The organism is Rhodanobacter sp. Root627 (genome assembly GCF_001427835.1).
GTDB classification, from domain to species: domain Bacteria; phylum Pseudomonadota; class Gammaproteobacteria; order Xanthomonadales; family Rhodanobacteraceae; genus Rhodanobacter; species Rhodanobacter ginsenosidimutans.
In genome coordinates this window covers 492,970-518,858 of record NZ_LMGW01000001.1, presented here as the reverse complement: position 1 = coordinate 518,858, position 25,889 = coordinate 492,970, and the positions used below count along the sequence as shown (strand labels likewise).

27 protein-coding genes are annotated in these 25,889 nt (G+C 66.1%); 4 read left to right on the top strand and 23 right to left on the bottom strand.

All coding sequences use genetic code 11. From position 1 onward, the window contains the following. Positions 1 to 9: 9 nt before the first annotated feature. The 13 genes from hisH to ASD68_RS02410 form a co-directional block, all read right to left on the bottom strand. Positions 10 to 600 (bottom strand): imidazole glycerol phosphate synthase subunit HisH, encoded by a 591-nt coding sequence (gene hisH / locus ASD68_RS02465; protein WP_056078437.1) that lies wholly within the window; start codon positions 598 to 600, stop codon positions 10 to 12. Next, the gene (gene hisB, locus ASD68_RS02460) at positions 600 to 1,664 is read right to left on the bottom strand and encodes a bifunctional histidinol-phosphatase/imidazoleglycerol-phosphate dehydratase HisB (RefSeq protein WP_056078435.1); all 1,065 of its coding nucleotides are present in this window, start codon (positions 1,662 to 1,664) and stop codon (positions 600 to 602) included. Before hisB ends, hisH begins: the two co-directional genes overlap by 1 nt. After that, the gene (gene hisC, locus ASD68_RS02455; RefSeq protein WP_056603075.1) at positions 1,661 to 2,713 is read right to left on the bottom strand and encodes a histidinol-phosphate transaminase; all 1,053 of its coding nucleotides are present in this window, start codon (positions 2,711 to 2,713) and stop codon (positions 1,661 to 1,663) included. The genes hisB and hisC overlap by 4 nt, the downstream gene beginning before the upstream one ends. Continuing rightward, entirely contained in the window at positions 2,710 to 4,035 is a 1,326-nt protein-coding gene (gene hisD, locus ASD68_RS02450; protein WP_056603072.1) for a histidinol dehydrogenase, read from the bottom strand. The genes hisC and hisD overlap by 4 nt, the downstream gene beginning before the upstream one ends. Positions 4,036 to 4,206: 171 nt before the next feature. Beyond that, positions 4,207 to 5,100: an ATP phosphoribosyltransferase gene (gene hisG, locus ASD68_RS02445; protein WP_056603069.1), complete on the bottom strand. Its 894-nt coding sequence runs from the start codon at positions 5,098 to 5,100 to the stop codon at positions 4,207 to 4,209. Beyond that, positions 5,097 to 5,429 carry a YerC/YecD family TrpR-related protein gene (locus tag ASD68_RS02440; RefSeq protein WP_056078423.1) on the bottom strand — a complete coding sequence of 111 codons (333 nt, stop codon included), beginning with the start codon at positions 5,427 to 5,429 and terminating at the stop codon, positions 5,097 to 5,099. Before ASD68_RS02440 ends, hisG begins: the two co-directional genes overlap by 4 nt. 156 nt (positions 5,430 to 5,585) lie before the next feature. Beyond that, entirely contained in the window at positions 5,586 to 5,747 is a 162-nt protein-coding gene (locus tag ASD68_RS16460) for a 30S ribosomal protein THX (RefSeq protein ID WP_082520091.1), read from the bottom strand. A gap of 86 nt (positions 5,748 to 5,833) precedes the next feature. Next, entirely contained in the window at positions 5,834 to 6,781 is a 948-nt protein-coding gene (locus ASD68_RS02435; RefSeq protein ID WP_056603065.1) for a cation diffusion facilitator family transporter, read from the bottom strand. Between the two features lie 79 nt (positions 6,782 to 6,860). Continuing rightward, entirely contained in the window at positions 6,861 to 7,292 is a 432-nt protein-coding gene (locus ASD68_RS02430; RefSeq protein ID WP_056078418.1) for a MerC domain-containing protein, read from the bottom strand. 142 nt (positions 7,293 to 7,434) lie between these two features. Beyond that, positions 7,435 to 7,917, bottom strand: a complete 483-nt coding sequence (locus ASD68_RS02425; RefSeq protein WP_056078415.1) for a transcriptional repressor — start codon at positions 7,915 to 7,917, stop codon at positions 7,435 to 7,437. A gap of 42 nt (positions 7,918 to 7,959) precedes the next feature. Continuing rightward, positions 7,960 to 8,238: a hypothetical protein gene (locus ASD68_RS02420; RefSeq protein ID WP_056603062.1), complete on the bottom strand. Its 279-nt coding sequence runs from the start codon at positions 8,236 to 8,238 to the stop codon at positions 7,960 to 7,962. Positions 8,239 to 8,419: 181 nt separating this feature from the next. Continuing rightward, entirely contained in the window at positions 8,420 to 9,820 is a 1,401-nt protein-coding gene (gene gltX / locus ASD68_RS02415) for a glutamate--tRNA ligase (RefSeq protein WP_056603059.1), read from the bottom strand. Between the two features lie 72 nt (positions 9,821 to 9,892). Then, positions 9,893 to 10,327: a DUF4399 domain-containing protein gene (locus ASD68_RS02410; RefSeq protein ID WP_056080813.1), complete on the bottom strand. Its 435-nt coding sequence runs from the start codon at positions 10,325 to 10,327 to the stop codon at positions 9,893 to 9,895. A gap of 156 nt (positions 10,328 to 10,483) precedes the next feature. Between ASD68_RS02410 and ASD68_RS02405 the strand changes: the two genes are divergently transcribed. Both ASD68_RS02405 and ASD68_RS02400 read left to right on the top strand, forming a co-directional pair. Further along, on the top strand, positions 10,484 to 11,644 hold the full coding sequence (locus tag ASD68_RS02405) for a glycosyltransferase family 1 protein (RefSeq protein WP_056605047.1): 1,161 nt from the start codon (positions 10,484 to 10,486) through the stop codon (positions 11,642 to 11,644). Beyond that, positions 11,613 to 12,176: a phosphatase PAP2 family protein gene (locus tag ASD68_RS02400; RefSeq protein ID WP_056603056.1), complete on the top strand. Its 564-nt coding sequence runs from the start codon at positions 11,613 to 11,615 to the stop codon at positions 12,174 to 12,176. The genes ASD68_RS02405 and ASD68_RS02400 overlap by 32 nt, the downstream gene beginning before the upstream one ends. A 437-nt stretch (positions 12,177 to 12,613) precedes the next feature. Here the strand turns inward: ASD68_RS02400 and accD are convergent, their stop codons facing one another. The 3 genes from accD to trpB form a co-directional block, all read right to left on the bottom strand. Beyond that, complete coding sequence (accD, locus tag ASD68_RS02390) at positions 12,614 to 13,483, bottom strand: acetyl-CoA carboxylase, carboxyltransferase subunit beta (protein ID WP_056078394.1); 870 nt, start codon at positions 13,481 to 13,483, stop codon at positions 12,614 to 12,616. 195 nt (positions 13,484 to 13,678) lie between these two features. Beyond that, on the bottom strand, positions 13,679 to 14,479 hold the full coding sequence (gene trpA / locus ASD68_RS02385; protein WP_056603049.1) for a tryptophan synthase subunit alpha: 801 nt from the start codon (positions 14,477 to 14,479) through the stop codon (positions 13,679 to 13,681). Next, positions 14,476 to 15,687: a tryptophan synthase subunit beta gene (gene trpB, locus ASD68_RS02380; protein ID WP_056080806.1), complete on the bottom strand. Its 1,212-nt coding sequence runs from the start codon at positions 15,685 to 15,687 to the stop codon at positions 14,476 to 14,478. The genes trpA and trpB overlap by 4 nt, the downstream gene beginning before the upstream one ends. Positions 15,688 to 15,793: 106 nt before the next feature. Here trpB and ASD68_RS02375 point away from each other — a divergent pair, with 106 nt between their 5' ends. Further along, positions 15,794 to 16,678 (top strand): LysR family transcriptional regulator, encoded by an 885-nt coding sequence (locus ASD68_RS02375; RefSeq protein ID WP_056603046.1) that lies wholly within the window; start codon positions 15,794 to 15,796, stop codon positions 16,676 to 16,678. Between the two features lie 6 nt (positions 16,679 to 16,684). Here the strand turns inward: ASD68_RS02375 and ASD68_RS02370 are convergent, their stop codons facing one another. The 7 genes from ASD68_RS02370 to prmB all read right to left on the bottom strand — a co-directional run bounded on the left by ASD68_RS02370 (position 16,685) and on the right by prmB (position 25,085). Beyond that, the gene (locus ASD68_RS02370) at positions 16,685 to 17,311 is read right to left on the bottom strand and encodes a phosphoribosylanthranilate isomerase (protein ID WP_056603043.1); all 627 of its coding nucleotides are present in this window, start codon (positions 17,309 to 17,311) and stop codon (positions 16,685 to 16,687) included. Next, positions 17,308 to 18,075 carry a tRNA pseudouridine(38-40) synthase TruA gene (truA, locus tag ASD68_RS02365; RefSeq protein ID WP_056603040.1) on the bottom strand — a complete coding sequence of 256 codons (768 nt, stop codon included), beginning with the start codon at positions 18,073 to 18,075 and terminating at the stop codon, positions 17,308 to 17,310. Before truA ends, ASD68_RS02370 begins: the two co-directional genes overlap by 4 nt. A 95-nt stretch (positions 18,076 to 18,170) precedes the next feature. After that, positions 18,171 to 20,522 carry a FimV/HubP family polar landmark protein gene (locus ASD68_RS02360; protein WP_056603036.1) on the bottom strand — a complete coding sequence of 784 codons (2,352 nt, stop codon included), beginning with the start codon at positions 20,520 to 20,522 and terminating at the stop codon, positions 18,171 to 18,173. A 363-nt stretch (positions 20,523 to 20,885) separates the two neighbouring features. Then, the gene (locus ASD68_RS02355; protein WP_056603034.1) at positions 20,886 to 21,914 is read right to left on the bottom strand and encodes an aspartate-semialdehyde dehydrogenase; all 1,029 of its coding nucleotides are present in this window, start codon (positions 21,912 to 21,914) and stop codon (positions 20,886 to 20,888) included. A gap of 16 nt (positions 21,915 to 21,930) precedes the next feature. Then, on the bottom strand, positions 21,931 to 22,947 hold the full coding sequence (locus ASD68_RS02350) for a D-glycerate dehydrogenase (protein WP_056603033.1): 1,017 nt from the start codon (positions 22,945 to 22,947) through the stop codon (positions 21,931 to 21,933). Between the two features lie 16 nt (positions 22,948 to 22,963). Continuing rightward, positions 22,964 to 24,055 (bottom strand): chorismate synthase, encoded by a 1,092-nt coding sequence (gene aroC / locus ASD68_RS02345; protein ID WP_056603032.1) that lies wholly within the window; start codon positions 24,053 to 24,055, stop codon positions 22,964 to 22,966. 106 nt (positions 24,056 to 24,161) lie between these two features. Beyond that, a complete protein-coding gene (gene prmB / locus ASD68_RS02340; RefSeq protein ID WP_056603031.1) occupies positions 24,162 to 25,085 on the bottom strand; it encodes a 50S ribosomal protein L3 N(5)-glutamine methyltransferase in 924 nt (307 codons plus the stop codon). A gap of 366 nt (positions 25,086 to 25,451) precedes the next feature. Between prmB and ASD68_RS02335 the strand changes: the two genes are divergently transcribed. Next, positions 25,452 to 25,883, top strand: a complete 432-nt coding sequence (locus ASD68_RS02335; protein WP_056603030.1) for a lysozyme inhibitor LprI family protein — start codon at positions 25,452 to 25,454, stop codon at positions 25,881 to 25,883. The last annotated feature ends 6 nt before the right edge of the window (positions 25,884 to 25,889 follow it).

The window sequence follows — 25,889 nt, the reverse complement described above, 5'->3', positions numbered from 1 at the left end:
AGAACGCCGTCATAGCTTGAGGAAATTACCGAGCAGCCGCGCCCCCACGGCGGCGGAACGCTCGGGATGAAATTGCATGCCGTGGAAATTGCCGCGCGCGATCACCGCGGAAAACGCGCCACCGTAGTCGGCCGTGGCCAGCGTGTAATCGCCCACCGGCACCGCATAGCTGTGCACGAAATACGCCTGGTCGTCGCTGCCAAGGCCATCCACCAGCGGATGGTGCCGCGTTGTTTCCAGGCGGTTCCAGCCCATGTGCGGCACGCGCAGCCCGGGGGCTTCGACAAAGCGCAACACCGGCGCGGGAATCAGGCCCAGGCATTCGGTATCGCCTTCGGCCGAGCGTTCGCACAGCAGTTGCATGCCCAGGCATACCCCCAGCACGGGCTGGGTCAGCGAGCGCAGCAGATCCACCAGCCCCAATTCGCGCAAGCGCGCCATGCCAGGCGCGGCGGCACCTACGCCGGGCAGGATCACCTTGTCGGCCGCACGAATCGCCGCCGCATCCGCCGTCAAGGCGGCATCCACGCCAAGGCGCTGCAGCGCGTAGCGCACCGAGCCGATATTGGTGCCGCCGGCATCGACCAGCACGACACTCATTACAGCGTGCCCTTGGTGCTGGGAAGCTCGTTGCCTTCGCGACGGATCGCCTGGCGCAAAGTGCGCGCCACCGCCTTGAAGCAGCCCTCGATCATGTGGTGCGCATTCTCGCCCTGCACGGTGAGGCGCAGGTTCGCGCCCATCGTTTCACACAGCGAGCGGAAGAAATGCGGCACCAGTTCGGTCGCCATGTCGCCCACACGCTCGCGCGGAAAACTGCCCTCGAACACGAAGTACGGCCGCCCGGAAAGGTCCAGTGCGGCGCTGACCAGCGACTCGTCCATCGGCAGCGTGAAGCCATAGCGGCCGATGCCGCGCTTGTCGCCCAGCGCCTGTTTCATGGCCTGCCCCAGCGCCAGCGCGGAATCCTCGATGGTGTGGTGATCGTCGATGTGGGTGTCACCATCGCAGCGCAGCTCCAGCGCAAAACCGCCGTGCTTGCCGATCTGCTCCAGCATGTGGTCGAAGAAGCCCAGGCCGGTGTGCACCTTCGGCTCGGCCACCTTGTCCAGGTTCACGCTGACGGTGATGCGGGTTTCCTTGGTGTTGCGGGTGACCGTGGCGGTACGCGGCGCATCCAGCAACTGGTGCGCCAGCTCCGTCCAGCTCACGCCTTGCGGCCCCACCCGGAAACCACGCACGCCCAGGTTGGCAGCAAACTGCAGGTCGGTTTCGCGATCGCCGACCATCGCCGACGCGGCCCGGCTCCAGCTGTCGTCGGCGAGGTAATGCCGCATCAGGCCGATGCCCGGCTTGCGCGTATCCAGGCCTTCGTGCGGAAAGCTGCGGTCGATCAACACCTCGTGGAACCGCACGCCCTGCGACGCGAGTATCCGCAGCAGCAGTTCATGCGGGCCGCTGAAATGCGCCTCGGGAAAACTGTCGGTGCCCAGGCCATCCTGGTTGGTCACCATCACCAGTTCGTAGCCCGCGCCGACGAAGCGCTGAAGCGCGGCGATCACGCCCGGCAACAGCGCGAGCTTCTCGTAGCTGTCGATCTGTTCGTCAGCAGGCTCCTCGATCAGGCAACCGTCGCGATCGACGAAAAGCAACTTGCGGCTCATGCCGCACCTCCCTGGAGAATGGCCAGCACGCGGGCGTTTTCCGCCGGCGTGCCGATGGTGATGCGCAGCGCATCGGCAAGGTTGGGATAGCGCCGCACGTCGCGCACCACGATGCCGGCGGCAAGCAGGCGCTGGTAGACCGCGCCGGCGTCATCGAAACGCACGGCCAGGAAATTCGCCTGCGACGGCAGTACCTCGCGCACACCGGCGACCCGCGCCAGCGCCGCGCGCATCACGCCACGCTGTTCGTCGATGATCGCTATATGTTCGGCCGCGATGGAAGGTGTCGACAACGCGTCCAGCGCCGCCGCGACGCAAGGCAACGGCAACGGATACGGCGGCATGATCCGACGCAGCAAGGCAATCACGTCGGCGTGCGCCAGCAAGGTGCCCACGCGCACGCCGGCCAGCGCCCAGGCCTTGGACAAGGTGCGCAGGATGGCGAGGTTGTCGTACTGACCGATCAGGTCGGCCACGCTGCCCGCCTCCGCGAACTCCACGTAGGCTTCGTCCACCACCAGCACCGCGCGCCCGGCCAACGCCTGCACCAACCGTTCCACGGCAGCGCGCGGCACCGTCTGGCCGGTCGGGTTGTTCGGCGAGCAGATGAAAACCAGCTTCACCGCGGGCGTCACCGCCGCCAGCACCGCATCCACGTCCAGCGTGAAATCGGCCGCCAGCGCCACCTCGATCACGGCGGCGTTCTGGATGTGCGCGCACACCGCATACATGCCGAACGTGGGCGGCTGGATCAGGATCGCGTCCTCGCCCGCGCGGCAGAACGCACGCACCAGCAGGTCGATGGCCTCATCGCTACCACGACCCACCAGCAGCTGGTCGCGCTGCACGCCGTAGAGCGCGGCCAGGGCATCGATCAGCGCCGCGGGTTGCGGATCGGGATAGCGGTTGCAGCCGAGGTCGTCACCTTGCGGCGTCCACGGCGATTCGTTGGCGTTGAGAAAAACCTTGCCGCCGCTGGCTTCCATGCGTGCCGACGAATACGGCTGCATCGCGCGGATTTCCGGCCGCGCCAGATCGAGCACGCTCATGCCGATGCTTCCGTCGTTTCGCGCGCATCCAGTGCGGCCAGCCGCAAGGTCACGGCGCGCCGGTGGGCTTCCAGTTGTTCGGCCGCCGCCAGCGTCGCCGCACAGGGACCGATGGCGCGCAGGCCGGCGGCACTGACGTCCTGCACGGTGATCTGCTTCTGGAAGCTCGATACCGACACGCCGCTGTAGCTGCGCGCATGGCCATAGGTGGGTAGCACATGGTTGCTGCCACTGCAGTAATCGCCCAGCGATTCGGGTGCCCATTCGCCCAGGAAAACCGCGCCCGCCGATTCGATGCCGTCGAGCAGCGCGTGCGGATCCTGCACCTGCACGATGAGGTGCTCCGGTGCGTAACGGTTGCTCACTTCCACCGCCTGCACCAGCGAATCCACCAGAATCAGGCGGCTCTGCGCCAGCGACTTCTCTGCGATTTCGCGGCGCGGCAACTGCGCACACTGCCGCTCGACCTCGCTGGCGGCCTTCTCGATCATGGCCTTCGACGGGGTGAGCAGAATGACCTGGGAATCGACGCCGTGCTCGGCCTGCGACAACAGGTCGGCCGCGACGAATACCGGGTTGGCCTGCTCATCGGCGATCACCAGCACTTCGGAAGGCCCGGCCGGCATGTCGATCGACGCACCGTTGGCGTCCACCGACACCTGCAACTTGGCTTCGGTGACCCAGGCATTGCCCGGCCCGAACAGCTTGTCGCAGCGCGGCACCGAGGCGGTGCCATAGGCCATCGCCGCGATCGCCTGTGCGCCACCAATCTTGAACACCCGATGCACGCCAGTAACGCGTGCGGCGTACAACACCGCCGCGTCGCAGTTGCCATCGGCGCGCGCCGGCGAGCACAGCACCACGCTGCGGCAACCGGCCACCCGCGCCGGTACGCCCAGCATCAAGGCGGTGGACGGCAGCGGTGCGGTACCGGCGGGCACATACAGGCCCACTCGATTGATCGGCCGCACGATGCGCTCCAGCCGTACGCCGGGCGCGGTTTCCACGGCGACCGGCTTCGACGCGGTGGCGCGGTGGTAATGCTCGATGCGCGCGGCCGCTTCGTCGATCGCCGCCTTCAGCGCGGGATCGAGCGCAGCCTCGGCAGCGGCAAACTCGGCCTCAGTCACTTCCAGTGCGTCGAGCGCGCAGCCGTCGTAGGCGGCGCTGAATTCGCGCAAGGCATCGTCGCCGCGCTCGCGCACGGCAGCGACAATGCGTGCCACGCCGCCGCTCAGGTCGTCGGTGCGTGACTGCGTGGGACGCGCCAGCGCCTCGCGCCGTGCGGATTCGTCCAGTTGATTCCAGTCCAGCTGTTTCATCGTTCAATACCCAGCTTCAGAGTTTGAGAAGAAAATCGCTTCCTGTGGTTTTCTTCTATCGCACGTCCGGTGCATGCCCGGACGCGCTCACATGAAGTAGTCACTTGCGTGACTGCTTCATGTCCGGCCATCCGTGGCCGGGCCGAGAGGTTGAAAACGCACCTCTCGGATTCACGCCAACATTTTTTCCACCGGCAACACGAACATCTCGCGCGCGCCGGCCTTCTTGATTTCTTCCAGCTGGCGCCAGCTGACTTCACCGGCGCACAGCGCCTGCAGCATCAGTTGGTCGGGCTGGCCGGCCACGGGCATCAGGGTCGGCTGCGGGCCGCCCGGCAGCAGCCGGGTGACCGCTTCCAGGGTCTGGCGCGAGGTCTGCAACAGCAGCAGGCGCGATTCGCGCACCTGGATCACGCCGTCGAGGCGTTTCAGCAGCAGCTCCAGCATGTCGCCGCGCTCATCGGCCGGTGGTGTGCCGGCGGCGGCCAGTACCGCTTCGCTTTCCAGCAGCACGTCCGTCTCGCGCAACTGGTTGGCCACCAGCGTGCCGCCACTTTGCACCAGGTCGCAGATCGCATCGGCAGTGCCCAGGCGCGGGGCGATCTCGACTGAGCCGGCCAGCGTCATCACGCCGGCATCCACACCGTTCTTGCGCAACCACGCAGCCAGCAACCCAGGATACGAAGTGGCGATACGCGTACCTTCGAGATGTTGCGGGCCCTGGTATTCGAACTCCTGCGGCACCGCGATGGACAACCGGCAGCGGCCGAAACCCAGCGGGCGCAATTCCGCCAGCGGCGGACTTTCCTCGCCAGCGGTGAGCTGGAATTCGTTCAGCACGTTGCGCCCGACGATGCCCAGGTCGCACACGCCCTGGGCGATCAGCGACGGGATGTCGTCGTCGCGTACCAGCAGCAAATCCACCGGTTCGCCTTCACCGAAACAAAACAGCTTGTCGCGGCTCTGGCGGAAGCTCAGGCCGCAACGCTGCAGCAAATCCAGCGCGGGCTCGGTAAGCCGGCCCGATTTCTGCATCGCGATCCGCAATCGGTCACGTTCCTTCATGCCTCTGTCCTCTTCTGTGCCCGTCGCCGTGCGGCACGGGCGGCGGCGGCCACATAGCCGCCGCTGCCCTGGTTGAGATAACGCGCCACCCGCCCGATCGTGGTGATGCTGACGGCGGTGCGCTCATGGATTTCGCGATACGACACACCTTCGAGCAGGTGCGGCACCACGCGCCAGCGGTCGACCAGCACTTCCAGTTCCGATGGCGTGCACAGGTCACGCAGGAAGGCGGCCATCTCCTCGGCGTTCTTCAGCGACAGCAACGCCTCGCAGAGACTGAGCTCGGCGGACTCGATGGGTGTCTCGGGATCCCGCGATCGACGCTTCATAATGTACTAACGCGTTAATACGTTGGGTCGGCATCATACGCAGTGTGCCGCAGTGCGGCAAGCGTTGAAAACGGGGATGCGCGTGTCGGGAAAACCCGCCAGACACGGCCTCAAACGAAAAAGCCCCACCGGGGTGGGGCTTTCGTCAGGTGAAGATCAGGCCGACTTTTTCTTCGGTGCTGCCTTCCTGGCCGCCGCCGGCTTGGTCACCGTCGGCTTGGCGCCGACCACTGCCGGCTGCGCGGTGTGCGCGCGGCTGTTGCCATAGCTGCCGCGGTTGGTCTTGCCGCGCCGTGTCTTGCGATCACCCTTGCCCATGGAAACTCCTTGATGCGTATCGTGGGGAGGCTTGAATCATAGCAGCGCGGCAACGCCGGCCATAGCCACGAAGCCCCGGCCGGGTTCTAGTGCGGTACATGTTCGGCGCAGCCGCCGTGGCGGTCGAGGCAACCGCCGGTGTCGATCTGTACGGTCACGTGCTGCACGCCGAAGCGCTCGCGCAGCACGTCGTTGATCGCCCGCATCGCCCGGGCGCTGTCGGCATCCTCGCGCAGCTCGGCGTGGACGGTGGCCATCCGCGAACCCGAGGCCAGTTGCCACAAATGCAGGTGGTGAACATCGCAGATGGCGTCGTCGGCGTCGCGCAAGGCGGCCTCCACGGCGGCGGTATCCAGCCCCTCGGGTACGCCCTCCAGCAGAATGTGCGACGAACGGCGCAGCAACCGCCAGGCGCTGCCAAGCAGCAACACCGCCACGACCAGCGACAACGCCGGGTCGGCCCACAACCAGCCGAACCAGCGTATGGCCAGCGCTGCACCCACCGCCGCCAGCGAGCCGAGCAGATCGCCCAGCACGTGCAGGCTTGCGCCGGCCATGTTCACGTCATCGTGCGCGTGGCCGTGCAGCGTGCGCAGGACCACCGCGTTGACCAGCAACCCGGCGATCGCCACGCCCAGCATCAACCCCGAAAGGATCGGCGTCGGATGCCGCAGGCGAACAACGGCCTCGTAGACGATCCAGCCCACCAGCGCGAACTGGCTCAGCGCGTTGACGAAGCCCACCAGGACTTCGATCCGGCCGTAGCCGTAACTGCGGCGCGCATCGGCGGGGCGCACTGCCATCCGCGCGCCGATGAAGGCCAGCAGCAGTGCCAGCGAATCCACCGCCATGTGGCCGGCGTCGGCCAGCAGCGCCAGCGAGCCGGACCACCAGCCGCCGACGATTTCCACCAGCGTCATCGCCACGGTCAGGCACAGCGCCCACATCAGTTTTCCGCGGCGGTCCGTGGTCACGGTGTGCGGGTGATCGTGATCGTGTGCGTGGTTGTGATCGTGGGAGTGCGGGTGGCTCATGCGCCCATGCTAGAAAGCGGGCCGGCCGTTACACAATCACTCTCACCGCCCGCGCGGGAGCTTGAAGAATCACCGGCGCTCAGTGCGCGCACTGGGGACCATGCACATGGCCATCGCTGCGGTGGTCACGGCGGAGATTGATGAAATGCGCCGCGGCCAGCAGCAAGCCGCCGCAGGTCACCAGCGCACTGTGCAGCACGATGGAATAGCTCTCGGCATACGTCACGCCGAGCAGCAGCAGGCCCAGCCCCGGCGCGGCCAGCAGCAACGGCAGCGACCACCGGTGCCGGCGGAAACCTCGCACCAGCACCAGCAACGCAAGCACGCAGGCAAACATCACGAAGCCGCGCTCGAAGCGATGGTCCGCCAGAAATTCCATGCCGAGGAAAGGCAAGGCCGCGATCATGAAGGGCAACAGCGCGCAGTGGATCGCGCACAGGAACGATGCAACCGCACCGACGCGGTCGGCCATGTGCCACCACCGGGTTTTGCTCGCTTGTTCGGAATTCATCGAGTTGCCGGGCGCTGCCGGAGATGGCCGCTTCTGCCTGTGCGGTAATGTTACTTTATAACATTACTGAGCGCCACTTCATTTTTGGACCGGCGGGAAAGGAGCATCGCGACTGAAGTCGCCCCTACAACAACGCGGGCGGTCAAAGCTTGAGGCAGCGCTTGCAGACCCCGTGCACTTCCAGCGTTTGCGCTTGCGGGCGAAAACCGAAGGCGCTGGCCTGGGCCTCGATGAGGCTTGCCACGCGTTCATCGCAGACTTCCTGCGCGCTGGAGCAGACATCGCAGATCAGGAACGGCACCTGATGGGCTTCATCGGGGTGATGGCAGGAGACGAAAGCGTTGATCGACTCCAGCTTGTGGATGAAGCCGTTCTCGAGCAGAAAATCCAGCGCCCGGTAGACCGTGGGCGGCGCCGCATTGCCGTGCTTCTCGCGCAGCAGGGCAAGCAGGTCGTAGGCCTTGATCGGCTTGTGTTCGCTGGCGATCAGCTCAAGCACCTCCTTGCGCAGCGGCGTCAGGCGCAGGCCACGTGCCTGGCTGGCCGCTTCGACCGCATGCACAAAACCCTTCGCATCGTGATGATGCGGGTGGGTGTGCAGGATGTCGGCGCCTTCGTGTGCCACGTTGATTCACCTCGTTGTCGATCATAGTGCCGGCGGCGGGGTTCAGCGCGGCAGCGGTGGCGGCAGGACCCGCTGTTTTCGGCGATGCCTGAACAGGATCACCAGCCAGCCGATCGGTCCCAGCACCGCCGCCCACGCCACGCCTTCCGCCGTGCGTCCCCGCCAGCGGCCCAGCAGGGCGCCGATGGCGATGAAAAGCAGGTTCCACCAGAACATGGCTGCCCACGGTACCAAATGCAACAGATTGGCGAAGATCTGCCAGAACGCCCCCGGGGCGTCGGGGTCGACGCCTTGCAGTGCCTTGGCGAGCAGGTCATTCATGGAGTTTGCCTGGAAAAGCGGAGAGCGCCCCCATCCGCCTTCGGCACCTTCCCCCGCCTGGCGGAGGAAGGAAACCAAGGGGCTCGCGGCGAACCTGCTGCTTCCTTCCCCCGCCCGCGGGGGAAGGTGCCGAAGGCGGATGGGGGCACGCGTTCCCTCGAACCCCCGCCCACACCAAGACTCACCCCCGCGCCAACGCCAGCGCATCATCGATGCGCTTGAGCGCCTCGGCGCGGCCGGCGAGATAGATGGTGTGTTCGATCGACGGCGACACCTGGGTGCCCGTCATCGCCACGCGCAAGGGCTGCGCGATCTTGCCCATGCCCAGGTCGAGTTTCGCGGCCACCTGCGCGATCACGTCGTGGATCGGCTCGGGCTGCCAGGTGCATTCGGCCAGCAACGCTTTCGCCGCTTCCAGCACGGCTGGTGCCGCATCGTTCTTCAAATGCTTGGCGACCGCCTTTTCGTCCCACTCGACGATCGGCGCGTACCAGATCTTCGCGCGCTCGGTCATTTCCTTCAACGTGTGCACGCGGTCGCGCAGCGCCACGATCACGTCGGTCGGTGCCGGACCCTGGCTGAAGTCGATGCCGGCCTGCGCGAGATGCCATTCGAACTCGGCCGCCAGCGTCTGCGGCTCGTCGGTTTTCAGGTAGTGCTGGTTGAGCCAGGCCAGCTTCTCGGTGTCGAAGCGCGAGGCGGCCTTGTTGACGTCGGCGATGTCGAACAGCGCGATCATTTCCTCACGCGAGAAGATTTCCTGGTCGCCATGCGACCAGCCCAGACGTACCAGATAATTGAGGATCGCGTGCGGCAGGAAACCGTCGACGCGGTATTCCATCACGCTGACCGCGCTGGTGCGCTTGGAGAGTTTCTTGCCTTCCTTGTCCAGGATCATCGGCAGGTGCGCGAACTCCGGCACGGTCGCGCCAAGCGCCTTGTAGATGTTGATCTGCCGCGGCGTGTTGTTGACGTGGTCGTCGCCGCGGATCACCTCGGTGATGCCCATGTCGATGTCGTCGACCACCACCGCGAAGTTGTAGGTGGGCCAGCCATCGGAGCGGAAGATCACCAGATCGTCCAGCTCGCTGTTGGCCCACTCGATGCGGCCCTTGACCTTGTCGTCGAACACCACCGAACCCTCCGCGGGGTTGCGGAAACGGATCACCCGGTTCGGGTCGTCACGCAGCGGTTCGTTGCGGTCGCGGTAATAGCCGTTGTAGCGCGGCTTCTCGCCCGCCTTCATGGCCGCCTCGCGCATCGCCTCGATCTCGGCCTTGGTCTCGTAGGCGTAATAGGCCTTGCCGGCAGCGACTAGTTCATCGGCTACCTGCTTGTAGCGATCGAGGCGCTGGGTCTGGTAGTACGGGCCGTCGTCCGCATCGAGGCCAAGCCAGTGCATGGCATCGAGGATTGCCTGCACCGCCGCGTCGGTGGAGCGCTCGCGATCGGTGTCCTCGATGCGCAACACGAATTCGCCGCCGCGACGACGCGATTCCAGCCAGCAGTACAGCGCGGTACGCGCGCCGCCGATATGCAGGAAACCGGTGGGGCTGGGAGCGAAGCGGGTACGTACGGTCATCGGTGGCATCGGCAAGGTGGGGATGAAGCCACCGATTTTAGCCGATCCGCCACCGATAACCGACGCGATGGCTTACTTCACGTGGATGGTGATCTTCTTCGACACCACGGCCGGATCGAACGGCACGTGGTTCTGGTCGCCCAGCTCCAGTTGCAGCGTGTGCGTGCCGGGCGCCAGCTTCAGCGTGGTCTGGGTCTGGCCGCCGCCGAAATGGACATGATGGGCATCAGCGGGGATCGGTTTGCCGGCGGCGGGCAGTTCGGTCACATCGACCAGCAGGTGATGATGGCCGGTGTGTTCCTTGGCCACCCCAGCCGGCGCCACGCCCATGCCCTTGAGGCCGAAGCGCACGGTGACATCCTGGCCCACGGTGGCGCCATCGCTGGGGGAGATGATGTAGACCTCGGCACCGGCGGGCGCCTTGGTGACGGGCAAGCCCGGCGCATCGACGGCCATCGCGGAACCGACCAGTCCAGTGAGGGCAAGCGCAAGCAGGATACGTTTCACATTCATTCTCCAGGCATGATGACAACGGCCAGTGTAGGCGCAGTGTCGCCGCCAAAGAAACCGCACTCGCGTCTGGCGTCACCGTGATGTCATGCCCCCGCCATGCCGACGCAACGCCGCCCCGCGAAGCTGGGCCAAGCCAGCACGGGGCATGTCATGCGTATCGGTATCGTCAGCGAAACCTATCCGCCGGAAATCAACGGCGTGGCCCTGACCGTCCACAGCCTCGCCGCCGGCCTGGCAGCGCGCGGCCACGATGTCGACCTGATCCGCCCGCGCCAGGCGCGACCGCAGCAGGACGAACCCGGCATCGATGTACTCGAGGTGCGCGGCGGCGCCCTGCCGCGCTACCCCGGCTTGCGCTTCGGCATGCCAGCCGGGCGCACGTTGAATCAGCACTGGAAGCTGCGGCGACCCGACGCGGTTTACGTCGCCACCGAAGGCCCGCTGGGCTGGTCGGCGATGCGGGCGGCGCGCCGCCTGGGCATCCCGCTGAGCAGCGGTTTCCACACCCGCTTCGACAACTACGCCGAGCATTACGGCGTGGGCATGCTCACGCCATGGGTTCGCGCGTACCTGTGCCGCTTTCACCAGCGGGCGGCCGCCACCCTGGTGCCCACCCACGCGCTCGTGCGGGAGTTGCACGGCATGGGCATCTCCAATGCGCGCCTGTTGCGACGGGCGGTGGACACGCAGCTGTTCCATCCTTCCCGACGCGACGACAGCCTGCGCGCCGCGTGGGGCGTCGATGCGTCGGCGCCCGTGGTCCTCTACGTGGGACGCATCGCGCCGGAGAAAAACCTCGACCTGGCGATAGATACCTTCCGCGCCATCCAGCAGCAACTGCCACAGGCACGCTACGTGTGGGTGGGCGATGGCCCGGCCCGCGCCGCGCTGATGGCGGCGCGTCCGGACTTCATCCATGCCGGCGTGCAGCGCGGCGAAGCGCTGGGACGCCACTACGCCAGCGCCGACCTGTTTCCCTTCCCCAGCCTCAGCGAAACCTTCGGCAACGTGATCCTCGAGGCGCTGGCTGCCGGCCTGCCCGTGGTCGCCTATGCCCAGGGTGCGGCGCGCGAACACCTGGTCGACGGCATCAACGGCTATGGCATCGAGCCGGGCAACGCACCGGCCTTCACCGATGCGGCGGTGAAGCTGGCCAGCAATCCGGCGCTGATCCGATACATGGGCCGCGCCGCCCACGTCGGCATGGCCGGCCTGTCGCCCGAGGCCGTGATCTGCGATTTCGAAACCCTGCTGCGCGAGATGGCCGAGGAGAACCTGCATGAGCACGCCACCACCATCGCCCACGCCTGAGCTTTTGCTCGGGCCACGTTTTGCACTGGACCGCCGCGTCTGCGTGGCGGCCAACCGCTGGGGCGCTCGGCGCATGGTCGGCTTGTTCTTCGGCGCGATCAGCCGCCTTGGCGACGGTGTGTTCTGGTACACGCTGATGGCGGTGCTGGCCTTGTTCGGTGGACGCGACGGCCTCATCGCCGCTGCGCACATGGCCGTGACCGGGCTGGCCGCGCTGCTGTTGTACCGCCTGCTGAAACGCTGGACGCGCCGACCCCGGCCCTACCGCTCCTGCCCCGGCGTGATCGCGCACGTGCCGCCGCTGGACGAGTTCAGTTTCCCTTCGGGGCACACCTTGCAGGCGGTGAGTTTCACCGTGGTGGCGCTGGCCTGGTATCCGCCGATGGCGTCCCTGTTGCTGGGCTTCACCGCACTGGTCGCCGCCTCGCGGGTGATTCTCGGCCTGCACTATCCCAGCGATGTACTCGCCGCCATCGCCATCGGCGGGGGACTCGGCACCGCGTCGCTGTGGGTGATGCAATCACTGACCTGAGCCCTTCGCCTGGTCAGCAACTGCGCACGCCGTCGGCAGTTCCTTTGCGCTCAGACACATAGACTGGTTGTCCACAGGCTTTACCAACGGCGGTCCACAATCGCTGTGGAGAACTTCGCGATGAAGTATCGCGAACTGGGCAAAACATCGACACGCCGTGCCAAGTGATTGTCGGCAAAGGACGCGTCGGTGTTGTCCACAGGCTTGTACAGAAGCGGCGCACAACGGCTGTGGAAAACTGGCACCGCGCTGGCGACGCCGCGTGGAAAGCCGCTGCTCATTTCCTGCGCAATGCGTAGCAAGTGGCTGATGCAAAAGCCGTGGCCGCGGCTTGTCCACAGGCTTTACCGAGCTGCTTCCACAACCGCTGTGGAAAACCCGTGTGCGGAAACGACGATGCCGCCCGAAGGCGGCATCGCATGGCGACAACGTGGCGGTCAGGCCGCGCGTTGTTCGCGCCCGAGGATGCCCAGCAGGTCGGCCAGCTTGTCGCGCATCTCGCGGCGGTCGACGATCATGTCGATGGCGCCGTGCTCGACCAGGAACTCCGAACGCTGGAAGCCCTCGGGCAACGTCTCGCGCACCGTCTGTTCGATCACGCGCGGGCCGGCAAAACCGATCAACGCCTTCGGCTCGCCAATGTTGATGTCGCCCAGCAAGGCCAGGCTGGCCGAGACGCCGCCGGTGGTGGGGTTGGTCAGCACGCTGATGTACGGCACGCCGGCATCGCGCAGGCGCGCCAGCGCGGCGGAGGTCTTGGCCATCTGCATCAGCGAGAACAGCGCCTCCTGCATGCGTGCGCCACCGGTGGCGGAGAAGCACACCAGCGCACTCTTGTCGGCCAGCGCGCGTTCGGCGGCGCGGGTGAATTTCTCGCCCACCACCGAACCCATCGAGCCGCCCATGTAGGCAAACTCGAACGCCGCCACCATCAACGGGCGACCTTTCAGCTTGCCGCTCATGGTCAGCAGCGCGTCTTTCTCGCCGGTCTTCTTCTGCGAGGCGATGATGCGGTCGCGGTACTTTTTCGAATCGCGGAATTTCAGCGGATCGGTGGGCTCCATGCTGGCCCACAGCTCCTGGCCGGAGCCTTCATCCAGCAGCGCACGCAACCGCGTGCGCGCCGCGATGTAATGGTGATGGCCGCACTTGGGGCACACCATCAGGTTGCGATCGAGTTCGGGCCGGTACAGCACCGCGCCGCAGCCACCGCATTTCTCCCACACGCCCTCGGGCACCGAGCCCTTGCCGGCGGTGGAGCTCTGGGGCCGCGTGCGCGGCGTCATGATTTTCTGCAACCAGTTCATGCAAACACCTCAAACGTTTCTGACCTGAAGCGGCCAGATGACCGCTCAGAGCTGGGAAGAAAACCACGTCCTGTGGTTTTCTTCCATCGCGCGCCCGGTACATGCCCGGACGCGCTCACGCGAATCAGTCACTTGCGTGACCGATCCGCGACCGGCCATCGTGGCCGGGCTGAGAGGTCGAAAAATCACAACCTCTCAGTGTGCGTCCAGCGCTGCCCGGATCGGCTGCAGGAAATCCTTCGCCCGGCCGGCGATGTCGTCCGGCCCGGTGGCTCCCGCCAACCGCGCGACCAGCGCGCTGCCGATCACCACAGCGTCGGCAAACCCCGCGATTTCCTTCGCGCTCTGTGCATCGCGTATGCCGAAACCCACCGCCACCGGTACCTTGGCGCTGGCCCGGACGCCAGCCACGCGCCCCGCGATATCCTGCGTGCTGAGCTGCCCTGCCCCGGTGATCCCGGCAAAGGACACATAATACAGGAAGCCCTCCGCGGCCTCGCACAACCGCTCCATCCGCACCGGTGCGGTGGTCGGCGCCGCCAGCAGGATCTGCTGCAAGCCGGCATCGCGCAGCGGTTGCAAGACGGCCGCTTCCTCCAGCGGGCAATCGACCAGCAACACGCCATCCACGCCGGCCTGCACGGCCTCCTGCGCGAAACGCGCGTAGCCATGGATCTCGACCGGGTTGAGGTAACCCATCAGCACGATCGGCGTCTCTGCATCGCGCTGGCGGAACGCAGCCACCCAGCCCAGCACCTCGCCGATACCGACGCCCTTGGCGATCGCCCGCTCGCTGGCATGCTGGATCACCAGGCCATCGGCCATCGGATCGGAGAACGGCACGCCCAGCTCGATCAGGTCAGCCCCGCCCTCCACCAGCGCATGCATCAGCGTGACCATGTGCTCGGGCGACGGATCACCGGCGGTGACGAACGGAATCAGACCGGTGCGGCTGGCGGCTTTCAGGGCCGCGAAGCGGCAATCGATGCGGCTCATACTTCCACTCCTTCGCGCGCAGCAATGGTGTGCACGTCCTTGTCGCCGCGGCCGGACAGGTTGCACAGGACCAGGCCGTCCTTCGGATATTCGCGCGCCAGCTTGATCGCCTGCGCCACCGCGTGGCTGGATTCCAGCGCGGCCAGGATGCCTTCGGTGCGCGCCAGCAGATGGAATGCCTGCAACGCTTCGTCATCGGTGACGCCCACGTATTCGGCGCGGCCGGCGTCTTTCAGGAAGGCATGTTCGGGACCGACGCCGGGGTAATCCAGACCAGCGGAGACCGAATGGGTTTCGGTGATCTGGCCGTTGTCGTCGCACAGCACGTAGGTGCGATTGCCGTGCAGCACGCCGGGGCGGCCCGCCGCCAGCGACGCGGCATGATGGCCGGTTTCGATACCATCGCCGGCCGCTTCGGCGCCAACGATGCGTACGTCGCGATCGTTGAGGAATTCGTGGAACAGGCCGATCGCGTTGGAACCGCCACCGACACAGGCGGTGAGCGCGTCGGGCAGCCGGCCGTAATCCTGCAGCATCTGTGCGCGCGCCTCGCGGCCCACGATGGCATTGAAGTCGCGCACCATCAGCGGATACGGATGCGGACCGGCCACCGTGCCAATCATGTAGAAGGTGTCGGCCACGTTGGTAACCCAGTCGCGCATCGCCTCGTTCAACGCGTCCTTCAGCGTCTTCGAACCGGAGGTCACCGGCACGACTTCAGCACCCAGCAGCTTCATGCGGTAGACGTTCATTTTCTGCCGCTCGATGTCCACCGCACCCATGTAGACCACGCATTTCAGGCCCAGCCGCGCGGCGACCGTGGCACTGGCGACGCCGTGCTGACCGGCGCCGGTCTCGGCGATGATGCGCGGCTTGCCCATGCGTTTGGCGACCAACGCCTGGCCGACCGTGTTGTTGATCTTGTGCGCGCCGGTGTGGTTCAGGTCCTCGCGCTTCAGCAGGATGCGTGCCCCGCCCACGTGCTGCGACAGGCGTTCGGCGTGATAGATCGGGCTGGGCCGACCGACGTAATACTTCAGGTCGCGGTCGAGTTCGGCGATGAATTCGGGGTCCTTGCGCAGGCGCAGGTAGGCCTCGGTCAACTCGGCCAGCGGCGCCATCAGCGTCTCGGCAACGTAGCTGCCGCCGTAGTTGCCGAAGCGGCCGAGCTCGTCGGGCCAGGCGTGGAAGTCGTCGATGGTGGGCATGTTGAAGCTCGATGTGACGGAGATGAAGCGTCACCATAGCGCAGCACCGGCGCCGCAAAAAGCGATAAGATCGCACGCAACCTGTCAGTAAAACTCACACATACGAATGGCCCGGGAACTCCCCTCACTGAACGCCCTGCGCGCGTTCGAAGCCGCAGCACGACTGGAAAGCATCAGCCGCGCCGGCAGCGAACTGCACGTGACGCACGGCGCGATCAGCCGTCAGATCCGTGCACTGGAAGCCGAGCTGGGCGTACCTCTGTTTCAACGCCAGGGACGTGGCGTGAGCCTGACCGCGGCGGGCCTCCGTCTGAGGGACGCCGCCGCCTTGTCGTTCGGCCAGCTCCGCGATGTCTGCGTCGAGATTTCCCGTGACCAGACACGCACGCCGTTTGTGCTCGGCTGCTCCGGCAGCCTGCTGGCGCGCTGGGTGATTCCGCGCCTGGAGCGCATGGGCCACGACCTGCCGGAAATCCCCTTGCACCTGTCGGCGCTGGAAGACTTGCCGCATGCGCTGGACGGCCTCGATGCCGCGTTGCTGCTGGCCGCGCCGCCGTGGCCGAAGGATTGGCAGGTGGAGGTGCTGGCGCCGGAAACCGTCGGCCCCGTGGTCAGTCCGGGTTACAGCGGCTGGCCAAAACTGAAGGGCCAACCCGCGTCCTGCCTGCTGGACGAACCCCTGCTGCATACCGCATCGCGACCGCAAGCTTCCCACGAGTGGGCACGTGCGGCGAAGCTGCCAGGCTCGCCGCCTTCAGGGCAGGGATTTCCCCATCTCTATTACCTGCTGGAAGCAGCCATCGCAGGCCTCGGCGTCGCCATCGTGCCCGCGCCGCTGGTCACCGACGAACTGGCTGCCGGTCGTTTGTTGGCGCCATGGGAATTCGTGCCGACCGATGCGGCCTGGATCCTGGCCGTACCCGGTCGCCGACACGATCGACGCGCGCCGGCATTGGCGGCGTGGCTGGCGAACGAGCTGGCCAGGGGCTGACACGCCCTAGCGGTCAGCGTCCGCCTCACGTACCGCCTGGATGAAGGCTGCCATCCTGACGGGGTCCTTGATGCCCGGCGACGATTCGACACCACTGGCGACGTCGACCGCCCACGGCCGCGCCTCGCGCACCGCGCTGGCTACATTCGCGGGCGAAAGCCCTCCGGCCAGGATCAACCGCGCCCCCATATCCGGCGGTATCAACGACCAGTCGAAGGTCTTGCCGCTGCCTCCGGCCTCGCCCGCACCGTGACCGTCCAGCAGCAAGCCGCGAGCGTGCGGATAAGCCTGCAACGCCGGCAACGCCGCGGCGCCCTCGCCCATCGCCACGGCTTTCAGGAAAGGCTGACCGAACTGCTGGCACCAGGCGTCGGTTTCGTCCCCATGGAATTGCAGCAGGTCCGGACGCACGTCGCGCAGCACCTGCTGCACCAGCTCCGCATCGTCGTCCATGAACAACGCCACCGTGGTGACGAACGCGGGCATCGCAGCCACGATCGACGCGGCTTGATCCAGCGCCACGCGGCGCTTGCTGCGCGCGGTAAGCACCACGCCGATGGCATCGGCGCCCAGGCGCGCCGCCAGCAGCGCATCCTCGACGCGGGTCATGCCGCAACATTTGATGCGGGTCATTGGCTTACCTCCGGTGGCAGGCCCCAACGGGCCTCGTAGCGCGGCCCGATAAACGTGAGGCCGGACGCCGGGCCGGTGGGACCGGCCACCTGGCGGTCGCATCCGGCCAGCAGTTCGGCCATCCATTCCACCGGCCGCTCGCCACGTCCAACCAGCAGCAGCGACCCCACGATATTGCGCACCATGTGATGCAGGAAACCGTTCGCCTCGATCTCCAGCGTGACGTATTCACCATCGCGCCGCACATCGACCGACAACACGGTGCGATGGGGATGTTTCGCCTGGCAGGACAGCGCGCGGAACGCGCTGAAATCGTGCAGTCCCAGCAACGCCTGGGCCGCCTGGTGCATGCGCGCGGCATCGAGCGGCAAGCGCTCCCATGTCACGTAACGCGCTTCCAGTGCCGCCCGCACGGGACGGTTGAGGATGCGGTAGCGGTAGCGCCGGCTGCGGGCGGCGTAGCGCGCATGGAAATCGTCCGCCACCGGCTGCGCCCACAACACCGCCACGCTGTCCGGCAGGTTGGAGCAACTGCCCAGCACCCAGCCGCGCATGTCCCGCTGCGCCGGCGTGTCGAAATGCACCACCTGGCAACGCCCGTGCACGCCCGCATCGGTGCGTCCGGCACAGCTGACTTCCACGGGATGATCGGCCACCCGCGACAGCGCCTGTTCCAGTCGGGCCTGCACGCTGGGACCTTCCTTCAGCCGTTGCCAGCCGAAGAAATCGGTCCCGTCGTATTCGATGCCCAGGGCGATGCGCATGACGTGTGAAGCCGGAAAGAAAACAACAAAGGTTAGCAGTACGCCAACGACAACGGGCCGGCAAGCCGGCCCGTTGCATCATGCGCGATTCCCGCTCAGCTGAGGCTGTCGGACAACCGCTGTGCCACGTCGCGCTGCATTTGGGTGCCTTCCCGCAGCACTTCGTCGAGCATGGCGCGGGCGCCATCGGCGTCGCCCATGTCCATGTAGGCACGGGCCAGATCGAGCTTGGTGTCGACCGGGTCGTCGCTGAATTCGCCCGGTTCGGCACCCGCATCGTGATCGAACGACTCGGCCGGAGCGGCCATTTCATCACCATCGAACTTCCAGGTGGAAACAGGTTCGTCGGCGGCCGGTTCACCGATGTCCAGTGGTTCGAACTCGGCGGCGGGCGACGGAGGCAGGATGTCGTCCTCCGACTGGAATGACGCAAATTCATCCGCCGGCGGCACTTCGGTATAAGGCGCCTTGGGCGACTCCGACGCCGAAGGCGTCGGCGAGAGCTGGAAGTTGAAGTTGTACTCGCTCACCTTTTTCGGCGAAGCCGGGGCCACCGGCGCGAACTCGGTTTCTTCGCCGTAATGGTCGATATCGAATGCCGGACGCAGTTGGGTCTCATCATCGGCGGGCATGTCGTCGTGAGCGGCGAACAGCGGATGACCGGGCGAAAGATCCTCGCCCATGTGCACCACGTCCTGCCATTCCTCCTGCTGCGGATCGGCGATATGCGCATGCATCGCCTCCGCCGCCGCCTCGAAGTGCTCCACGTCGCGGCGCGAGTAATACAGGCTCACCAGCTCCAGATGAAGGCTCACGTCATCCGGGTGCTCGGCCAGCTGATCCAGCAATTCGTTCTGGTCGACATCATCGCCGCCATATTCATCCGTGGGCGCCGCCGCAAAGCGGTCGGCCAGCGATGACGATGCCGCCGCTGCCGGCAGTTTCACGGTTTTCTTGCGGCGACCCAGCAAGGCCAGCAACAACAACAGCACGATAACGCCGCCCGCGGCGAGCCACGCCACCTGTTGCATATACCAGGGCTGCTCGACCTCGGCCGCCTCGGACGCCGACCTGGGCGCAGGATGCTGCGCCGCCGGCTTGGCCTTGGCGGGGGCTTCGGTCTTTGCCGGCGCCGTCATTGCCGTGGTCATTGCCGTGGATGCAGCGGTGACCGGTGCCGGTGTCGGTTTGGCAGCGGCGGTGCCAGCCAGTGCGAGGGCGGCGGGTTCGGCCTTGCTCGCGGCGCTGGTCGTGGTCGCGAGGGCAGGCGCCGCAACGACGGCGGCGCTCTTCGGCGCGCCCTCCACCGGTTGGCCGGCGGCGGCCAGTTTTGCCTGCAATTCGGCGATCTGGTTGTCCTTCAGCGCCAGCAAGCGTTTGTTCTTGCTGTTGATGTCGGCCAGCTCCTTGAGCTGATCCTTCAGGTCGCCGCTTTGCTGCTGCAGGTTGGCAATGCTTTCCTGGCTGCGCAGCAGATCCTGCTTGAGCGCCGCCGATGCCTTGTCATCGGCACCCGAGGACGACTTGCCTGCGCTGGCCGGAACCAGCGCCAGACGATCGGCCGACGACGCCTGGCTGGCGGCCGGCGCGCTGCTGGTGGAAGCACGCGTGGCCGCATCGGCCACGGTGGTCGGCGTGCTGGCGGCAGTGGCGCGCCAGTCGCTGTTTTCGCGACGCACTTCGGCGACGGCAGCCGCACGCTCGGTCGACTGAATCTCCTCGCGCGTGGGCACGCGCAACACCTCACCGCTCTTCAGCGCGTTGATGTTGTCGCGGTAGAAAGCGTCGGGATTGGCGCGCTTGAATGCCAGCATGACCTGGTGCACATCCGCGTCGGGCACCGCGCTGCGCGCGATCGTCGACAAGGTCTGTCCACGCTGGACCGGACCATAGTTGCCATTGGCCGCCGCGTTCGCCCGAGGTGCGGGCGCGGCTGCAGGTGCGGCGGCGGCCGGTGCCGCGCGATGTACGGGTGCCGCCCGCGGCGCCGGCGCCGGAGCTTGCGTGTACGCCGGGGCACCGGCGATCGAGCCTGGCGGATCGAGCAGCAGCGTGTACTCGCGCACGCTCTTGCCAGCGGCCCCATCGACTTGCAACAGCAGGTCGAGGTAGGGATCGTCCACCGCCGTGCTGCTGGTGATGCGAATCACCTGGCGACCGTTGCCGAGGTCGACAACCTTGAATTCGAGCGGCAAGGTCGTGCGACCGCCCGCGATGCCGGCCCGTGCGAAATCCTCGCCCGAGGCCAGTTGCACCTTGAGGTTGCGCAGGTCGGCCGGATGGCTCGAATGCACCGGGATTTCCGCCAGCAAGGGCTGGCCGAGGGCCGACTTGACCTGGATCTGGCCGAGATCCAGCGCACCGGCCTGCCCACTGCCTTGCGCCATGACCTGGCTGCTACCCAGGGCCAGCGCCATCAGCACCGACCACTTCAACGAACGATTCATCACGTGTTCCCCCGAACAAACCTGGCACTTTCATATGGCCGCCAATACCGGCGGCTTCTCGAAACGCATGCCACTTTAAGTTACAAACTGGCCAATCAACAATAGGCAGGTCGAATACTTGCGACACATTTCTGTTACGCGTTCTCGCCCATGCCGTAGCGCGACGTTACCGGAAATACCGATGACGAAGCCCTTCGCCACCGCCCGCGCCGGTTTCATGGCCCGGTCAGGGCGGTGCCGCGCACGGCGGAAAGCGGCGCATTCGCCTGGGGCCGCGGGCTATCGGCGCCCTGCAGAAAGCAGAATGCCCACCGCGAATCCGCTTGGCTGCAGTTCACGGTGGGCACGGCTGCGGTGGTGCGCTTACAGGTAGTCGGCGATCAGCACTTCGGCAATCTGCACTGCGTTGAGCGCGGCACCCTTGCGGATGTTGTCCGACACCACCCACATGTCCAGGCCACGTTCGTGCGAGATGTCCTCGCGGATACGGCCCACGAACACGGGATCGGTGCCGGCTGCATCGCTGACCGGCGTGGGATAGCCGCCCGCCTCGCGCTGGTCACGCACCACCACGCCCGGCGCCTGCTCCAGGAGTTCGCGAGCGCGCTCGGCACTGATCTTGGCCCGCGTCTCGATGTGCACCGCCTCGGCATGGCCGTAGAACACCGGCACGCGCACGGCGGTCGGGTTCACCTGGATGGTGTCGTCTTCCAGGATCTTGCGGGTTTCCCACACCAGCTTCATCTCTTCCTTGGTGTAGCCGTTGGCCTGGAAGTCGTCGATGTGCGGGATCACGTTGAACGCGATCTGCTTGGGAAACTTCTGCGGCTCCGCGCTCTGGAAGTTCAGCAGCGCGGCGGTCTGCTTGCCCAGCTCGTCCATGCCCGAGCGGCCTGCGCCCGAAACGGATTGATAGGTGGCCACGTTGATCCGCTCGATGCCCACGTCATGGTGGATCGGCGCCAGCGCCACCAGCATCTGCATGGTGGAGCAGTTCGGGTTGGCGATGATGCCGTGGTTGGTGTACTCGGCGATGGCGTGCGGGTTGACCTCGCTGATCACCAGCGGGATGTCGTCCTGGTAGCGGAACTCCGAGGTATTGTCGATTACCACCGCACCAGCCGCAGCCGCGCGCGGCGCGTGCACCTTGCTGACCGAGCCGCCGGCCGAGAAGAACGCGATGTCCACGCCTTCGAAATCGTAGTCGGCCAGGTTTTTCACCACGATCTTCTTGCCAGCGAACGTGACCTCGCTGCCGGCGGTGCGTTCGCTTGCCAACGGCACCAGCTCGCTGATCGGGAAATCACGCTCGGCGAGGATCGCCAGCACGGTTTCGCCCACGGCGCCGGTGGCGCCGACCATTGCTACCTTGTAACTGCTCTTCTTGCTCATGGATGCTGTTCTTGGCTCAGGGGTGGGTGGTCGGGCTGGCTGCAGCCAGCACCTCGGGGTTGAGAATCGTGGGCGGATGGCCGGCGTGCGGACCGTGTCCGAACAACGCCAGCACATTGTCCACCGCCATCGTGGTCATGCCGCGGCGCGCATCGGGGCTGGCACTGGCAATGTGCGGGCTGAGCAGCACGTTGTCGAGTTCCAGCAGCCTGGGGTTCACCACCGGCTCGCCTTCGAACACGTCCAGCGCCGCCGCGGCGAGCTGGTGTTTCGCCAGAGCATCAGCCAAGGCCGCGTCGTCGACGATGCCGCCGCGGGCGATGTTCGCCAGCACCGCGGTGGGTTTCATCTGCGCCAGTTCGGCGGCGCCGATCGCATGCCGGCTTTCCGGCGTCAGCGGCAACGCCAGCACCAGGAAATCGGAGCTGCGCAGCAACTCGCCCTTGTCGACCCAACGCGCCCGGCATTCGCTTTCCAGCGCCTGCGGCAGCGGCGAGCGGTTGTGATAGATCACCTGCATGCCGAAGCCGACGGCGCGCCGCGCCACCGCCTGGCCGATCCGGCCCATGCCCAGGATGCCCAGCGTGCGACCGCGCACATCCATGCCCAGCCAGTCGGTGAAACGGGTTCCGTGCCACTGGCCGGCGCGCAGCCAGCGTTCGGCCTCGCCCATGCGGCGGGCGGCACCCAGCAGCATCGCCCAGGTGAAATCGGCCACGCTCTCGTCCAGCGCGCCGGCGGTGTTGGAAGCGGCGACGCCGGCGGCCGTGAGCGCAGCCAGATCAAGATTGTCGTAGCCCACGCCCAGGTTCGCGACGATGCGCAAACGCGGGGCCTTGGCCACCTCGGCGGCGCCGATGCGCTCCTTGAGGCCGACGATGACGGCATCGCAATCGGCGATCTTCGAGGCCAGCTCGGCCGCAGAAAACATCACCTCCCGCGGCTCCGCCACAACGTCGAAATGCGGGTCGAGGCGGGCGACGATATCGGGAAACGTGGGGCGCGAAACCCACACGCGTGGCCTGGCCGTCATGTGTGTCGCCTCGCCGTCATGAGGTGATGCGCGGCTCGACCACGCCCACATCGCCGCATTGCGCGCGATGGCGCAGCGCCTGATCCATCAATACCAGTGCCATCATTGCCTCGGCGATCGGCGTGGCGCGGATGCCCACGCAGGGATCGTGGCGCCCCTTGGTGACCACCTCAGTCGGCTCGCCGGCCAGGTTCACGCTGCGGCCCGGAACCAGGATGCTGGAGGTGGGCTTCAGCACGATCGACGCCGTCACCGGCTGGCCGTTGCTGATGCCGCCCAGGATGCCGCCGGCGTGATTGGACGCGAAGCCGTCCATGCTCATCTCGTCGCGATGCTCGCTGCCATGCTGGCTGACCGCGGCGAAGCCGTCGCCGATCTCCACACCCTTGACCGCGTTGATCGACATCAGCGCCGAGGCAAGCTCGCCATCGAGCTTGCCGTAGATCGGCTCGCCCCAGCCCGGCGGCACGCCGTCGGCAACCACGTTGACGCGCGCGCCGACGGAGTCGCCAGATTTGCGCAACGTATTGATATAGGTTTCCAGCGCCGGCACCTGGTCGGCGGCCGGCCAGAAGAACGGATTCTGCTCGACCGCGTCCCAGTCGAAGGCGTCGGGCGTGATGTCGCCGATCTGGCCCATGTAGCCGCGCACGCGCACACCGTGATGTTCGGCCAGCCATTTCTTGGCGATCACGCCGGCCGCCACCCGCATGGTGGTTTCGCGCGCCGACGAGCGGCCGCCGCCGCGCGGATCGCGGATGCCGTATTTCTGCCAGTAGGTGTAATCGGCATGACCCGGGCGGAAGGTCTGCACGATGTCGCCGTAGTCCTTGCTGCGCTGGTTGGTGTTGCGGATCAGCAGCGCGATCGGCGTGCCGGTGGTGCGACCCTCGTAGATGCCGGAGAGGATTTCCACTTCGTCCGCCTCGCGCCGCTGCGAGGTGTAGCGGCTGCGGCCGGTGGCACGGCGCTCCAGGTCGTGGCGGAATTCCTCCGCGTCCAGCGCCAGCCCGGGCGGGCAACCATCGACCACGCAACCGATCGCCGGCCCATGGCTTTCACCAAAGGTGGTTACGGTAAAGAGCTTGCCAAACGCATTGCTGGACACGGTCGCGACTGCCTCGAAAGGTCGGCCACCCGTCGGGAACCGGCGGGTGCACCGGGAAAATCAACTTGCCATCATTTCACACGAGCCGTCCGGGCGGAAATAACCATCACGCATGTCGTGCTGCGGCTACGGCATGAATCGCCTCGGCGTGCTCCAACAGGTCACGCCGCTCCAGCGCGAAGATACCCATCTGGCCCACCTTGAACTCGATCCACACGAACGGCACCTGCGGCAGCAACGCCGCCAGCGCCTGCTCGCTCTCGCCCACCTCGACGATCAGCAGACCCTCGTCGGTGAGGTGATCGGCCGCCTCGTCCAGCATGCGCAGGCACAGGTCCAGCCCGTCCGCACCGGAGGTGAGGCCGAGCTTGGGTTCGTGCGCGTACTCGCCGGGCAACGCGGCGTATTCGTCCTCGGTGACGTAGGGCGGGTTGGACACGATCAGGTCGTAGCGCTGATCCGCCACGCCGGCAAAAAGATCGGACTGGATCGCGTTGACGCGGCCTTCCAGATGCTGGAAGGCAATGTTCTCGCGCGCCAGCGACAGCGCCTCGTCGCTGATGTCCACGATGTCGACCTGCCAGTCCGGGTTGTACTCAGCCATGGCGATGCCGATGCAGCCCGAACCGGTGCACAGGTCCAGCGCGCGCTCGACCGGGCGCTCGTCCAGCCACGGTGCAAAACCCGACTCGATCAACTCGGCGATCGGTGAACGCGGCACCAGCGCACGACGATCACTCTTGAATTTCAGCCCCGCGAACCAGGTCTCGCCCACCAGGTAGGCCACCGGCAGACGCTCGCTGACGCGCCGCTCGATCAGCGACAGCACATTCGCGCGCTCTTCCGCAGTGAGCCGCCCTGCGCCATAGGCAGGCGGAATATCCGGCGGCAGATGCAGGCTCGCCAGCACCAGATGCGTGGCCTCGTCGATCGGGTTGTCGTGGCTGTGGCCGAAAGTGAGCTCGGCGGCGGCAAACCGGCTGGCCCCATAACGGATGAAGTCGATGATGGAGGCGAGTTCGGTGGTCACGATGGCATGCCAAACGGCGGGAGGACCGGAAAGTATACGGGAGGGGTGAGTCGTGAGGGAGTCAGGCGAGTGAAAATCCATACCTGCCATCCATCTCGCGACGAGTCCTTCGCCCCCTACGGGGGAGTCTTGAACAACGGTTTTTGCCACCCCCGCTAAAACCCGGATACCGTCTGGATCAGTAGCCAGTAGCCGAACGACAAACGCCCCGCCCCATCCACCCCTTCCAGCCGTTGGGATAGGCGCCAGTAGGTCGAAAGTTCGGAAAAATCCTACACAACATTCCACCCCGCGAGCTTTAAGGTACTCATCTCGAGCCGAAAGCGCGTGTCGTAAGTGACCCGACGGCCCTACTGGGAGACTTTGATGAAGACTGAACGAATCGTGCTTGGTGCTGTGCTGGCGATGCTCTTTTTGCCCGGCTTGAGCGAGGCAACATCCCAACCACGGGATGACCAGGCAGTGATCTCACGCATGTACGGGTTGCGCCCTTCCTTTGATCGATGCCTGGATCAAGCGCAATCGGCAACGGCGCCCATACGCACCTGTTTAGCCGACGAGCTGGACTATCAGGACAAACGCCTGAACAAGGCGTACCACGCCCTCATGGCAAAACTCAATTCAGCGCTTCAAGCAAAACTCAAAGCCGAAGAAAAGATATGGATTCAATATCGCGACAATCGCTGCTCGGCAGTGGTTGACGGAATCGAGAGGCCGGAACTCGACGGACTGAGTTGCAAAGTCGACGAAACCGGGAAACAGGCATCGGACCTTGAAGCGAGATTGTTTGTGCAGTAATGAACC

Coding starts and splice junctions, on each gene's coding strand:
- hisH (WP_056078437.1), bottom strand. CDS start 600: ATGAGTGTCGTGCTGGTCGATGCCGGCGGCACCAATATCGGCTCGGTG.
- hisB (WP_056078435.1), bottom strand. CDS start 1,664: ATGAGCCGCAAGTTGCTTTTCGTCGATCGCGACGGTTGCCTGATCGAG.
- hisC (WP_056603075.1), bottom strand. CDS start 2,713: ATGAGCGTGCTCGATCTGGCGCGGCCGGAAATCCGCGCGATGCAGCCG.
- hisD (WP_056603072.1), bottom strand. CDS start 4,035: ATGAAACAGCTGGACTGGAATCAACTGGACGAATCCGCACGGCGCGAG.
- hisG (WP_056603069.1), bottom strand. CDS start 5,100: ATGAAGGAACGTGACCGATTGCGGATCGCGATGCAGAAATCGGGCCGG.
- ASD68_RS02440 (WP_056078423.1), bottom strand. CDS start 5,429: ATGAAGCGTCGATCGCGGGATCCCGAGACACCCATCGAGTCCGCCGAG.
- ASD68_RS16460 (WP_082520091.1), bottom strand. CDS start 5,747: ATGGGCAAGGGTGATCGCAAGACACGGCGCGGCAAGACCAACCGCGGC.
- ASD68_RS02435 (WP_056603065.1), bottom strand. CDS start 6,781: ATGAGCCACCCGCACTCCCACGATCACAACCACGCACACGATCACGAT.
- ASD68_RS02430 (WP_056078418.1), bottom strand. CDS start 7,292: ATGAATTCCGAACAAGCGAGCAAAACCCGGTGGTGGCACATGGCCGAC.
- ASD68_RS02420 (WP_056603062.1), bottom strand. CDS start 8,238: ATGAATGACCTGCTCGCCAAGGCACTGCAAGGCGTCGACCCCGACGCC.
- gltX (WP_056603059.1), bottom strand. CDS start 9,820: ATGACCGTACGTACCCGCTTCGCTCCCAGCCCCACCGGTTTCCTGCAT.
- ASD68_RS02405 (WP_056605047.1), top strand. CDS start 10,484: ATGCGTATCGGTATCGTCAGCGAAACCTATCCGCCGGAAATCAACGGC.
- ASD68_RS02400 (WP_056603056.1), top strand. CDS start 11,613: ATGAGCACGCCACCACCATCGCCCACGCCTGAGCTTTTGCTCGGGCCA.
- accD (WP_056078394.1), bottom strand. CDS start 13,483: ATGAACTGGTTGCAGAAAATCATGACGCCGCGCACGCGGCCCCAGAGC.
- trpA (WP_056603049.1), bottom strand. CDS start 14,479: ATGAGCCGCATCGATTGCCGCTTCGCGGCCCTGAAAGCCGCCAGCCGC.
- trpB (WP_056080806.1), bottom strand. CDS start 15,687: ATGCCCACCATCGACGACTTCCACGCCTGGCCCGACGAGCTCGGCCGC.
- ASD68_RS02375 (WP_056603046.1), top strand. CDS start 15,794: ATGGCCCGGGAACTCCCCTCACTGAACGCCCTGCGCGCGTTCGAAGCC.
- ASD68_RS02370 (WP_056603043.1), bottom strand. CDS start 17,311: ATGACCCGCATCAAATGTTGCGGCATGACCCGCGTCGAGGATGCGCTG.
- truA (WP_056603040.1), bottom strand. CDS start 18,075: ATGCGCATCGCCCTGGGCATCGAATACGACGGGACCGATTTCTTCGGC.
- ASD68_RS02360 (WP_056603036.1), bottom strand. CDS start 20,522: ATGAATCGTTCGTTGAAGTGGTCGGTGCTGATGGCGCTGGCCCTGGGT.
- ASD68_RS02355 (WP_056603034.1), bottom strand. CDS start 21,914: ATGAGCAAGAAGAGCAGTTACAAGGTAGCAATGGTCGGCGCCACCGGC.
- ASD68_RS02350 (WP_056603033.1), bottom strand. CDS start 22,947: ATGACGGCCAGGCCACGCGTGTGGGTTTCGCGCCCCACGTTTCCCGAT.
- ASD68_RS02335 (WP_056603030.1), top strand. CDS start 25,452: ATGAAGACTGAACGAATCGTGCTTGGTGCTGTGCTGGCGATGCTCTTT.